At 56.2% G+C, this 11,699-nt stretch carries 14 protein-coding genes and 1 tRNA gene; 6 read left to right on the top strand and 9 right to left on the bottom strand.

Going from position 1 to position 11,699, the window contains the following annotated elements; all coding sequences use genetic code 11:
- Positions 1-54 precede the first annotated feature (54 nt).
- Both WYO_RS24250 and WYO_RS31160 read left to right on the top strand, forming a co-directional pair.
- Positions 55-131, top strand: a tRNA-Arg gene (locus WYO_RS24250).
- A 448-nt stretch (positions 132-579) separates the two neighbouring features.
- A complete protein-coding gene (locus WYO_RS31160) occupies positions 580-1,065 on the top strand; it encodes a hypothetical protein (protein ID WP_128755082.1) in 486 nt (161 codons plus the stop codon).
- Between the two features lie 654 nt (positions 1,066-1,719).
- On the opposite strand, the gene WYO_RS24240 is transcribed toward WYO_RS31160, so the two are convergent.
- Positions 1,720-1,983, bottom strand: a complete 264-nt coding sequence (locus tag WYO_RS24240) for a hypothetical protein (protein ID WP_007567576.1) — start codon at positions 1,981-1,983, stop codon at positions 1,720-1,722.
- 459 nt (positions 1,984-2,442) lie between these two features.
- Between WYO_RS24240 and WYO_RS31155 the strand changes: the two genes are divergently transcribed.
- The 3 genes from WYO_RS31155 to WYO_RS31145 all read left to right on the top strand — a co-directional run bounded on the left by WYO_RS31155 (position 2,443) and on the right by WYO_RS31145 (position 4,359).
- Entirely contained in the window at positions 2,443-2,808 is a 366-nt protein-coding gene (locus WYO_RS31155; RefSeq protein WP_007567575.1) for a hypothetical protein, read from the top strand.
- A gap of 463 nt (positions 2,809-3,271) precedes the next feature.
- On the top strand, positions 3,272-3,760 hold the full coding sequence (locus tag WYO_RS31150) for a hypothetical protein (RefSeq protein WP_165486574.1): 489 nt from the start codon (positions 3,272-3,274) through the stop codon (positions 3,758-3,760).
- Positions 3,757-4,359: a hypothetical protein gene (locus tag WYO_RS31145; RefSeq protein WP_128755080.1), complete on the top strand. Its 603-nt coding sequence runs from the start codon at positions 3,757-3,759 to the stop codon at positions 4,357-4,359. Before WYO_RS31150 ends, WYO_RS31145 begins: the two co-directional genes overlap by 4 nt.
- A 17-nt stretch (positions 4,360-4,376) precedes the next feature.
- Here the strand turns inward: WYO_RS31145 and WYO_RS24235 are convergent, their stop codons facing one another.
- The 5 genes from WYO_RS24235 to WYO_RS30125 form a co-directional block, all read right to left on the bottom strand.
- On the bottom strand, positions 4,377-4,667 hold the full coding sequence (locus WYO_RS24235; RefSeq protein ID WP_007567574.1) for a type II toxin-antitoxin system RelE/ParE family toxin: 291 nt from the start codon (positions 4,665-4,667) through the stop codon (positions 4,377-4,379).
- Positions 4,668-4,669: 2 nt separating this feature from the next.
- Positions 4,670-4,912, bottom strand: coding sequence for a type II toxin-antitoxin system ParD family antitoxin (locus tag WYO_RS24230; protein WP_007567571.1), 243 nt, complete (start codon positions 4,910-4,912; stop codon positions 4,670-4,672).
- Between the two features lie 599 nt (positions 4,913-5,511).
- Entirely contained in the window at positions 5,512-5,976 is a 465-nt protein-coding gene (locus WYO_RS30135) for a Mov34/MPN/PAD-1 family protein (protein ID WP_081497031.1), read from the bottom strand.
- The gene (locus WYO_RS30130; RefSeq protein ID WP_007567569.1) at positions 5,973-7,634 is read right to left on the bottom strand and encodes a ThiF family adenylyltransferase; all 1,662 of its coding nucleotides are present in this window, start codon (positions 7,632-7,634) and stop codon (positions 5,973-5,975) included. The genes WYO_RS30135 and WYO_RS30130 overlap by 4 nt, the downstream gene beginning before the upstream one ends.
- Positions 7,634-8,815, bottom strand: coding sequence for a cyclic GMP-AMP synthase DncV-like nucleotidyltransferase (locus WYO_RS30125; RefSeq protein WP_007567567.1), 1,182 nt, complete (start codon positions 8,813-8,815; stop codon positions 7,634-7,636). The genes WYO_RS30130 and WYO_RS30125 overlap by 1 nt, the downstream gene beginning before the upstream one ends.
- Positions 8,816-8,917: 102 nt before the next feature.
- On the opposite strand from WYO_RS30125, the gene WYO_RS30120 reads away from it, so the two are divergent.
- Entirely contained in the window at positions 8,918-9,577 is a 660-nt protein-coding gene (locus tag WYO_RS30120) for a hypothetical protein (RefSeq protein WP_244424295.1), read from the top strand.
- A gap of 5 nt (positions 9,578-9,582) precedes the next feature.
- Here WYO_RS30120 and WYO_RS24220 read toward each other — a convergent pair whose 3' ends face one another.
- Genes WYO_RS24220 through WYO_RS24210 form a run of 3 tightly spaced genes read right to left on the bottom strand, consistent with a single transcriptional unit; the run spans position 9,583 to position 11,683 of the window.
- Positions 9,583-10,950, bottom strand: a complete 1,368-nt coding sequence (locus WYO_RS24220) for a TraM recognition domain-containing protein (protein WP_007567563.1) — start codon at positions 10,948-10,950, stop codon at positions 9,583-9,585.
- On the bottom strand, positions 10,947-11,177 hold the full coding sequence (locus WYO_RS24215; RefSeq protein ID WP_007567562.1) for a hypothetical protein: 231 nt from the start codon (positions 11,175-11,177) through the stop codon (positions 10,947-10,949). The genes WYO_RS24220 and WYO_RS24215 overlap by 4 nt, the downstream gene beginning before the upstream one ends.
- Positions 11,174-11,683 carry a hypothetical protein gene (locus WYO_RS24210; protein WP_007567561.1) on the bottom strand — a complete coding sequence of 170 codons (510 nt, stop codon included), beginning with the start codon at positions 11,681-11,683 and terminating at the stop codon, positions 11,174-11,176. Before WYO_RS24210 ends, WYO_RS24215 begins: the two co-directional genes overlap by 4 nt.
- Positions 11,684-11,699 lie beyond the last annotated feature (16 nt).

The following is an 11,699-nucleotide window of genomic DNA, read 5'->3' as shown; positions in this document are numbered from 1 at the left end:
CGACCCTCTAGAAGCCCCTTCACACCGGCGGGCCAAGCCCCGCCGCCGTGACAGGCGCCCGTAGCTCAGCTGGATAGAGCACCAGACTACGAATCTGGGGGTCAGAGGTTCGAATCCTTTCGGGCGCGCCATTCCCATTTCACCGCCAAAAACGTCCGCTAAGACCTTGAACGGCAAGGTCAAATTTGCGGTTCTAAATCCTTCGCCGCGCTTGTAACGAAGCCGGTCGGCAAAGGTGAGTTTGAGCACCGCGCGGCGGTCCTCGATCCGGCCTGTACTCCAAAGATTCCAAGGGCTTGCGACGAACGCGAGGGCGGTTCTAAGTCGGAGGTCGAAGCTGCCAGCTGGAACGACACCGGACGCGATTTTTTCACGCAGGAGCAGCTTCTCATTCTCGAGGCGTTGCAGCTTTTCTTCGAGGGCGCGGACCACAGCCGGGACGCTCGTTTCGACGATGCGGTCCACCAGCTGATCGACTTGCTTGTCGATCTGGGCGAGGCCCGCCTGAAGCGCCTTCGTTTCCGCCGCCACGTTCTTCTGTTTGCGAGCCCATAGCTCCTTCATCATCGCCGTTGCGGCTTGGAAGAGCTGCGGGCGGGGCTGGGCGCTTTTCAGGATCGCCTCGAACTCTCCCTCAATCACATCGCGCCGGATGGTCCTCCCGTAGCTCGCGCAGCCTTTGTGGAAGCACTGGTAGTAGGGATGGCGCTTGCGCTGGCTGCTGCCGCTCGTGGACCAGCAGGAAGTCAGGGTGCCATCGCAGTCGTCGCAGACCACGAAGCCGCGCAGCGGGAAATCGACGCTGAGGTCGGTGCGGTAGGTCGAGCGCAGGCCGTTGAGCCGGTCCTGGATGCGCTGATGCGTCTCCAGGCTGATGAGGGCTTCATGGTGGCCCTGGCGGCGAGCAATGTCCCACTTGGGCGCTTCGACGTAGCCCGCATAGATCGGGTTGCGGAGCATATCGCCCACGCGCTGATGGGGAACCTTGCCGTTCTTGGGCTTGGGATAGGAGGGATGCTCCTCCAGGAAGCGAACGACATCGGCTTGGGATTCAAACCGGCCTGACGCGTAGCCTTCCAGCGCTTCGACAACGATGGAGGCTGTGGGCTCTTCCCGAACCAGCACCTTGCCGTTCAAGCCGGACACGCGGCCGAAACGATAGCCGCTCGGCGCGCAGAACACCGCGAAGCCATTCTGGAGACGCGACTTCATGCGGTTGAGCGTCTGCTCGGCGTTGTTGACGCGGTGATAGTCCGCGAATGCGACCGTCACATTCTCCATCAGGCGCGACGAGGAGCGTCCGTCCAAAACACCCGCAGGCGTCTCCAGCAGCGCGCCGGTCTTCGCGACCGCGCGGCGCAAATCCGCATGGAGGTAAAAATCGCGAGTGAAGCGGTCGAGGTGATCGAATAGGATGCGGTAGCTGTTTTTCTTATCGCCAGCTACGAAGGCGATCATATCGCGAAGGCCGGGGCGCTGACTCTCGCTGCCCGTCAGCTTGTCGCGAAACACTTCTACAATCTCGTAGCCGCAGCGGGCGGCATACTCGCGAAGGCGCGTCTCCTGCGAGGCAAGGCCATCGCCCTCACGGTCCTGCTTCTTGCTGGAAATCCGGCAGTAAATCACGGCAAGAGTCTGCTGGCTCGTTGCCCTTCTTGTTGTTCGTGTTGTCATGTGCCGGTCTCCTCTAAGCTGAATGTGGTCTCCTGTGTCGGTTCGTTATTCTATCGGAGCCGAATCATCTTCGATGCCTTCGGTCAGGCTGGCGACAATTTGCCCCCAGGTTTCTGAAGGAACGTCGAGTTCGACGAAGCATCGAACAATGTCCCAGAGGGTCCGCAGTAGCTCCGCTTCCTGAGCCGCGTCGAGGTCAATGCCATCGAGATAGGGACGGTAAGCATCGAGGTCGAAGTCGGCCATCGAGACCGATGTCGCTTCCTTGGTGATCCGCTCAGAAAAGCGGTGTTCGTCGTCCATTGTCATGGCCGTCCTCCTTCTTTGTTGCTGGGCGGGAATAGAGAACCATACGCCACAAAGCCGACAATTACAAGAATATATTCCTATACTGGCATGGCGCATAGACCCGATGGCCGCGAATTGACTCGCGGCAATTGCTAACCTGCAACGCAAAAGCCTCATAAGGCTACCGTGCGTCCTATCGTAAACGTATGGCTTCTCCGCTCTCCAAGGCTCTTCACCAATCCAATCTATGGCCCTCAGCCGCGAACGGACAAGGCTGGCGCGGATGAGCCTGCTTCCCTGACCTGACGAGAGCCGCTTGCGCTAGCTGGAGGGCGGTTCCTGCGCTCGATCCTGACCGGCCGCCTACGGCCCTACAGCGCTGGGGGCGCGGGCCTCCGGCGACCTACCGTCGAGACAAAGGGGATTCACAGCGCGGCTTTTCGCGGTAGAATCTGCATTCGATCACCAGGAGCGGCCAGAATGACCGCCCATCTTGAAACCGCCCGGCCCGAAAATGCCACCGAGGCCGAGGAATGGCGCGGCCTTTGGGTCAACTTCTATCAGTACCGGCACGGGCAACGGCATTTTGGCGACGCCATAACGGAATCGAGGCAAGAGGCCGATGCGGTCCGGGCCGTATGGTTCAAACAGGCGGCAGACCAAGAAAAATTCGATAATGTGCTGGCATACGACATTGGTTGCCGCCGCGCTTACTGGATTGACGGGAAAGCCGACCTCATACCGGAAGATAGCCCGTATATCGTCAAGGTCCGTAACTGCATCTTTTCCATTGCCGTTCCTTACGTCCCACCAGAAGGGCCGCAGGATGACAACATACCGTTCTGAACGTCTCCACTCGACCTATAGCTATTCATTCGCATTCGTGAAGCACCGGATTGCGGCGCACCGCAGGGCAGCAGCGGAACCAGAGCGCGGCCACATGACGGCGTTTCATGCGCAGTGGGCCGACCTATGGGAGAACCAGCTTCGCGCTTTCTATGAGCGTCGGCCCTTCAAAAATTTGCGCATTCTCGACTGGTATCGGCCCGCACCATGACGGCCGACGAGCAGCGAGCCGCATTCCGCTACCTTCGCATGCTGGCTCTCGATCTGGCCCGGCTTCAACGCCTATGCACGATGGACGAGGGTACCTTTGGCCCTGTGCAGCAGCTTCGACATGACGCCGAGCTGACAGAGCGAACCGCTGGCCTTGTGGCCGAGATCATCCGGATTGCGGATGAAACTCGACCCCCGGGTATATCTGATTTATGATCCATGGTAGGCAACTAATTTCGATATGACGAGAACCATGTTTAGAAGCACAGCACTGCGGAGTGATGATTATTCCGCATCCCTAGAATTTTCAATTTGTCGATTTGCAGATGTTTTGAAAAGTACAATGGAGGCCGCGGGTCCTGGGTTTTCCGGGATTGGACTGATTGTCTGCGACAACCCCCAAGGCCTGCCCATCTACCCACTGCGAAGCAGGCAAAACCCCCACTTTCATGAGGATACAGTAGATTATCTTGCTGAAATATCACAGGCCGCTGGCGACTATCACGATGGTTTTCATATACTCTCTGAAGGAATGGAGGTTACAAAGATTGCGCAATATTTCTCGCCGCCCATATCGAAGAAAGCGCTTATTACTCAACGCAAGCCCTTTGGTGGAAGGTATTTGGCAGCCTTATTCGGATCGTGTCTTCCTGGTGTCAAACTGACAGGAATTGCTACTCGCGGTTTCGGAGTAGCAACTTTTTCGGAAGGACGCGAGATACACTTCGAAGGCGAGCTATGATAAGCATTCTTCCCGTCTTGCGGATTATCATAACTATTGCCGGTCTATATGCCGCGGCCTCGATAGCGGCCGTCTTGTACGGTATGGACTACGGTAATTTCTCCGACGTAGTATCGAAGGCGAAAATCGCATTTGCGGGAACGACAGGTCTAGGACTGTTGCTTACGTTCATTGTGATTGTCGCTTGGCGATGGATATGGTGGCTTGTTCCCCCTCTGAATCGATGGATTTTTCCAGACCTGAATGGGGCGTGGGACATGGAGATTCATTGGCACAACGCAGAAGGCAAATCTGGAAAGGTTGCGGCGCTCGCACATATCAAGCAGACAATCTTGACGATTAGTATGGAAGTCACCTCTCCGGGATCAGAGTCGGAAACGCTAATAGCACAGGCGCAAAAAGACAAAAATTCTGGCAGGGCTCAGTTATATTATGTTTTCAACGTATTTCCCAATAACACAAATCCTGGATCTGGGCCGCCGTATCAAGGAGCGGCAATATTGAAGTTGTCTAACTCGGCTAGCGACGAAATATCTGGAAATTACTGGACCAGCGCTAAAACGAGCGGGCATTATTTTCTTCGAAAGCAGCGCAGCTAAAAGATTGGGTGAATTTGCTACAGATGCCGGTCGATATCCATGCGCTGATGCAGGATGCGCGCGACCTCGATGACGCCAGCCGCGCCCATCCGGTAGAAGACGAGGTGAGAGCCGACCGCGAGCTTGGAATAGCCGGTGCGGATGTCGTCTGCGCTGCGGCCCTTGAGAGAGCCGCGGGCGAGGCTGTCAAAGCTATCGGCGAATTGGCGCACATAGCGGTCAGCCTGAGCCGCATCCCAGCTTTTGGCCGAGTAGGTCCATATGCCGGAGAGATCGCGGCGGGCGGCGGCGGAAAGGCGGACGCGCACTATTACCCGGCAGACTGGCGCATCGAGGCGAGGAAGGCGTTGCTGTCAAACTCTAGAAAGTCCCCGCTGGCTTCGCCTTCGGCCAGGGCGGATCGCAGCGCCTCAAGCTTGGCTTCGCGTTCTTCGAGGAGGCGCAAGCCCGCACGGACCACATCGCTGGCAGAGCCGTAGCGCCCACCTTCCACCTGACGGTCGATGAACTGCGCGAAGTGATCTCCGAGTGAGATCGATGTGTTTCTAGCCATGGCCTACCTCTAGCTACCAGTTTATACCAAAAATTGGTACAGCTCCAGCAGAATGCGAGAGACGTGTTAGACGGCAATTGGGCACGGAGCAGGGGCTTGGAGCTGGCTGCGACGTCCGAAGCGGTGACCGTCTGTTTGAGCCTGGAAGAGCGGTTAGCGCGACGTGCAAGATGTGCGGTGTAATACACCGCAATCTTGGCAAGGGGGCCGCTGCGCGCCCCCGTTGCATCCCCCACGCAGCGGCGCTCCCTCGGCATCGAGCCTCATCGCACCACAAAAACGTCCGCCGTTTCATCCGTTCAGGAGGTGGCGTTCCTGCCCCTCCCGAAACCCACCCAGACCAAGCGCTTCGCCGCTGGACCACGACCAGGAGGAGACTTCGCTCTCCCCTGGACCCCATCGACCAAAGGCGTGTGCCGCCCTTGGAACCCTGCACGAGGTTCATCGCACCTGGACGCGACCAAGAGCCTTCGTGCCCCTGGACCCTGATCCTCCCGCAAGGCCAACCCTCGCGCCGGGTTGGATGCGGTATTCTCGCGGTACTGCTGTCCGCCCGAAACGCCTCAGCCTGAACGCTGTGCTCGCTCCGGCGAGCGGCACTAGCCAAACAGCACAAACGCTTCGTCTTGTTCCTGCTGGTGAAGCTTTTGGGCCTCCCTTGCACCGGGGAACTGTATCCCGACATACATTTCCGCGTCGGACAATATGACGTACGCCATTGGTTTGTTCGAGCTCTTTGCAATCGCCCGCCAGCTTGATTGATCGACAGAACTGGGGCTCGCCGAGGAACCAGGATGCGTATGCCATTCGCCCACCCAATCAATGGTCATTCCGGACCTAAGCCACTCTCTAATGGCTCGCATTCGATGTGCACGGTTCGAACGAAAGAATCGAGTCGCAGTTGCTGAATCCCATGGCCCTGGAAATGTTAGACTGGTAATCTGGAGTGCCTCTACTTTACGAAATCCTAAAAGTATGCCGCCGCGCTCTTTCCCCTTCGGCCAATGGATTGAATGCTCCTGCATCGCGAGCGTCAAAGAACGTGGGATGAGGACGCTCGTCATTCCCGGCTCCTGAACGGCGAGCAAGCTGGGCAGCTGGGTGAGAACGACGGAGAGCGCGGCTTCTGAACACGACCGCGATTATAATCCACGACAACCGTCCGCAAGCGTGCGCCAGGTGCACCGTTTGCCCAATCCAAGGCTGCGCGAGCGGCGAGGCTCGCCGCCGTCGTGGAAGCATCAACGGTGAACGGAATGAACGAGCCATCTCCACAGCTCGCGGGCTGAAGATTCAGCTCATCGCGCTCGTCGCCTGCTGGAAAGCGCCACGGGCCGTCAAACACAGGCTTCAAGCACCTGAAACAAGCAAATTCGTCACGCAAATTAAGAAAACTTTGCACGCTGGCCCCGTTCATGAAAACCCAAGAATGAAGCAGCGCCTTTGTATCGGTCAAAGCATTGTTTAAAAACATATTATTCAAATTGGATTGAACATTCCATTCCCCTGTAGCATCGATTACAAGATCATGCTTTCTTAACAAGTCGACACGGTCTAAGGCGCTGTCAACATACGCGTTTATTTTCACTTGTGGGTGGAATCGCTTCAGCTCTTTCGCAGTTGCCTCCGATTTGAAATCACCAACTGAATCTAGGCCAAGAAGATGTCGGCCGATATTCCCTTCCGTCAGGATCTCAGGATCGAATAAGCTCAATTCGTTTTCACATCCGGCGCCTGTCTGAACTAACAGTCGCGCCAAATGGCTACCTATGGTTCCGCAGCCGACAATCGCCACTTTCCATGACGAAAGATTTTTATCTGATGGATTGTTTCGCGCTACGATATCGGGAAGGCTCGACCAACGGCCGGAAAGTCGCTCGACAGCCACGCTGCTAGCCATTCTTTCCACGATGGATGGCAGACTCGTCTTTCTGATGCTGCCTTTTTTTACCGCCGCTGCAATATGCGCCGGGACGCTGATACGAAAACCTAGAAATGCATTTGACGCAGCTAAAAAACACGTGCCGCCATCAAGTAAGAAATTGTAAATCTCCGCCCAGGGACCGTCGATAATTCCTGCTTGACCCTCGTACCACGTTCTAAGCTGAGCTAGCTGGTGTGGTATAGTTATAGAAGCTGCCGGGTGCAGATTGCCTTGCACCGGCAAAACACGTGCAGGCGTGATGGCGCCGACCTCAAAGCCCGTTAGTTCTTTTGCTTCGGACAAGCCCACAAACTTTGGCTCGCCACCCTTACTAGCAACAAACAAGGAGGCTTTTCGCTTGCGACCAACTTCTTTTTTCGGCAAGAAACATCGAACTGAAAGGGTGGGTTTCCAATACTGCTGATACTCATCGATAAGTTCCTGCTTGCCTCGACCCGCATACGAGAGCTCAAGCGTACGACGCACCTCATCAATCACCCTTAGAATAGCTTCGCCGGGTTTATAGATATCCAGCGGCAATCCCGCGCCGGATGCGTAACAGATCCCGGTTATTTCCTCCACATGCGCAAGTGTCTCGGCCGGGATCTGCGAACGATCTTTTAAGTTGATTATGGGTTTGGTCGCAAAAAGAACATCCGGAACTTTCAGCAAGACCTGAACAGGTTTGCCATGTACGGCTATCGGACCTTCGTATTCGCAAGCTCCGGGACCAGTGTAGACAAATCCCGCAGCCTTGAGCGTTGCGTCAATTGTACGGAGTGCTTGCCGGCGGTCCATTATCCGGATGTCGAGGCAGTCACTCTGGGGGCCGCAACTACAGCCGCAGGAGCTTTTTGGATTGCTGCTATCTTCGGTGCGATCTTCACTGCGTCGGGGCGATAGGGTATGCGAACCCCGAATCTTTTCTGCAGCTTGATAACTACCTGTTCGGCATCTCCGGTCCGCTCAAGAGCGGCTGTCATCTCATCTCGCAGCGCTTTGGCGCCGTCCACGATGGCCTCCCGGTCCTTTTGATCCCATTCATTGATACAAAGTTCTTTTATTACGGGGTTGCTTACCTTCCCCCCCAAAATCTCGGGGAGAAGTTTAGCCACTTCCATAGTGATTTCATCGTCGCGGCTTTCCGTTGGGAATCCGTCGATACGCTTTAACGCCTCGTCGATTGCACACATCAAGCAGAGTGACGACAGCGCGGACTTTTCCCAGGTGTGATCGCGCCAGCCTTTGAAGAACCGTGACAAGCGGCGATAAATTGGCCCGTACCGATCGACGCGCTCATCAACCCAATCGTGGAGTTGCTGTGGATCGGACTGCTTCCAAACACCGTTCCGATGCGCGAGCATTATCTTATCCGAAGGGAGCTTCCACGAACCTTTGATGGAATCAAACGTCATTTTGGCAGTCGCAGTGCGTTCCATGTTTTCGCGCAATTGAACGAAGCGATCCCTAGGGATTGAATAGATAGGCAGGTCAACGTGCGCGCCGGGCCAGAGTTTTACTCTAACGCAGCAATCCTTCGTGTCATCAAGCGACCACCCTTGCTTTTCGCATAACGGTTTCAATGCCTCTTCCGCAAATTTGAATAACTGTTTGGCAGCGAGAGAGGGCTCGCCGCTTTCTAAGAAATCGACAGGGACATACATCCCGTCATCTAGGTCGATCTCCTGTGCAGGCTTTTGTGCAGGCGCGTTCAGTGTGCCGTATGCAAAACTTCCTTGTGTCATGAACTTTATCTGTATCTGAGGTCTCTGGCGCGCCGCGACCTTCCGGGTGTAGTCTGCCTGCCAATAGGTGTCGTCTATTGGGATACGGGCAGCTGCATTTTTTAAAGTTGTGCGAATCTCTTGACGCGCTTCTAGAAGCGCCTTGCGCTCCCGATCGGATATGGTCAGGTTCGCTAAAAAGCTTGGGTCCGTTTTGAGACCGGTGAAAAGTGCGTGTGCGTTTGCAAGGGTCATGGGCTGGCCGAATCGATCATGTTTTGTTCTAAGGTGATTGGATTTCGGGTCGAATGCAACTATGATGCGTAGGATATGTACAGGATTTTAGATAAAAAGGTTTTGTTCCTTCTGTTCGGATGGCTGCTCGTAGGATTATTGTTCCTCGGGCGACTTTTGGAACATTTAGTCCATTTTGAGATAAAACTAGCTTCTATCCCAGGGCTGGCTTGGATCGTTTTATCAGCAGTTCTGTGGAATCCTATTTGGCGAGCAATCTGGAGAAAGTATCCTTTTCTCAACAAATGGTTTCCTGACTTGAATGGCGAATGGAACGTTGAGCTTCACTCGAATTGGTCGCGTCAAGAGCAGCTACTTCTAGCCGCGAACGCTCAGGATGCTTCCTTCGATATGAGGCATGTGCCTGAGGGCCAACTTGAGGATTTGTCGGTCGTAAAATCGAAGGCGGAAATAAAGCAAACTTGGTGGTCGTTGGAGATGTCTTTCGAGAATCCGAATCGCGACACACCAATCGAACGATCCGACACTATCGTTATTGAGCCTATACCAGGAATTAAGCTGCAGCCTCCTGCAATTTGCTATTTTTACAAGCAGTCGAGCTCCACGGCCAATGTATCAGACGATGTGGAATTTTATGGGGCTGCTCGCTTGATCTATGATTACCGCACGGATCGCCTCGAAGGCGTCTTCTGGACTGCTAGGATGTGGCAGAGGGCTATGAACACGGCTGGAAAAGTCGTTTTTACCCGCTTGAAACGATAACAACGCTACGATTTTCGCTCGTGCTGTTTCGCGAGACGGAGCCGGTTGGTCATATCTAATCTTTTCCAAAATTCCGGCATCTCCAAACGAAAGAAGCCCCAGTCGCGCGCATCGAGCAGGGCGGTCTCTCCGCTCGTTGCCCACCTGATATCTTCGACCTGAAGCAGCGGCCGAGCTTGCTCTGCGAGGTTGTCGCCCGAACCATTCACCTGGTTCGAGTTCACGTTGAAGCCGCGCACCATCACCGACGTTTTGCCGGAGCGGTGCTCAATCTCTCTGAGCGTGTCGCTGTCCGGCAGGCCCCGATAAAGGGTGTGAGCCACAGCCTTCTTCCAGATGCGCGCGGTCTCTCGCCCGTAGCGGGTTTCGATTTGGGCCGCCGCGTTCTGGAAGACGCCCAGGAAGTTGATCCCACCCTGGCGGTAGAGGGTCAGCACCTCATAGAAATTCGAGACGTATAGCTGCCCCCACTCCTCGCCGATCACGAGCGCGCGGATCGGGCCTTGAGCATCAGCAAAGCGCTCGATCACGGCGGCCGTCATCGCGCCGACGAAGGTCCGGCTGGTCTCGGAGCGCGCCGAGCCGATCAGGAAGAGGGCAGTGGGCTCGCGCTTCATATCGGCCGGATCGAAGGTGTTTCGGCTTGTGAGGTCACGCGCAGCCATTCCCGGCTGGAAGCCTTGCAGCCGCTCGACGATCAGCGAGGCATAAGCGTTCCATTGGTCTGGCGAGGCGGTCAGACCAGCTACGAGGCGGCACATACCGGCTTCGTCCTGCATGCGGCGATCGGCAGCCCAAAGCAGCAGATCGTCGGCGATTTCTTCTCGCGGCCGTCCCCAAAAATCCCAAAGGCCGCTTGGTGAACAGGGCCAGCGCTCGTTGGGGTAGAGGGCGGTGACCTTGTTGTAGAGCGTGAAGAAGCTACGGACGCCCTGGCTCACCCAGCGGTTCTTCGAGTCCGGGTCCTGCGGGACCAGAAAGCTTGCAGCGTCATAGGCTGCCTCACCGACGATGCCGCGCAGGGCAGGGTTCGCCGCCGTCTCTATGAGACGCGTGTTGATGTTGTAACTCTCGGACGGGTAGCCGTGGTGGTTGCCCGCGTTGATGAACAGGACGCGATAGCCCTGGCGCTTGAGCGTCACCCACGACACCCAGGCAAGCTCGCCGTCCTTCGGATCGGTGATGATCTTGGTGAGATGGTCCGTGCGGGGCGAGACGAGGTTCACGCCCAAGAAGCGGGTAAGCTTGCCCTTTCCAGCTTGGGCATCAATCGCCACCGGCTCGGTGCCGTCGTAGACGAGCGGATATCCGTCGATGAATCCAAGTTCGATCCCCCGACGGATATTCCGGTAGGTGCGGGCCGGGACGGTCATAGCAGCCCCGAACGGATCAGGGCCTCTATGTCGTTAAGCTTGGCGTTCCCGAGCTGGCCGCTCGGGTTCGCGTCGAGCATCTGGCGAAGGCGGGCGGCCGCAGCCGCTTCCGCCCGCGCTCTGGCAGTCCGCGCCTGCTCGGCATCCTCCCAGGTGAGCCGCTGGGCTGCCTGGGATTGGAGGCTGAACAGGAACTGATGGATTTCGACGAGATTGCGCAGGCTCACTTGCGCAGCTCCTCTTCATCGTCCCAGGTGGCGAAGCGGAAGGGCGGGGAAGCAGGCTTCTCTGGAGTAATCTGGTATTCGGTATCTGGCGCAGGCTGCGCAGGCTCGATGTCCGATCCTTTCAGGACCTGCAGCTGCGAAAGGTCGTCGTCATCGTTGCTCTCATCAAACGCCAAGCTGAGCGAGCCAACCGTGTAGCTACCGAAAATCAGATAGGGCCAAACCTCATCGCTCATCGGAATCTGCAGGACGATAGAGGCGAACAGAACGAAGGAAGGGATGAGGACTAGGGCAAGCAGTCCGCGTCCCACGAATTCCCGCGCCTCTTCCGGCGTCAGAACATTGCCAAACAATCTGAGCGGTTTGTTCCAGGCAAATAGACAAAGCACCGTAAGACAGAGTGATGCGAATAGCGCGAAGGTAAATATAAGAGCTGCAATTACATATAGTGCTGCTCCGATAAGTGCCAACGTAAAGGCGAACTCGTTGCTCTTTCCGGTTTGCATGGCCCGTCTCCATAAG

Source organism: Methylobacterium sp. GXF4 (assembly GCF_000272495.1).
GTDB lineage: Bacteria > Pseudomonadota > Alphaproteobacteria > Rhizobiales > Beijerinckiaceae > Methylobacterium > Methylobacterium brachiatum.
Note: the sequence above shows the minus strand (reverse complement) of the source record. Positions and strands in the feature narration are given on the sequence as shown.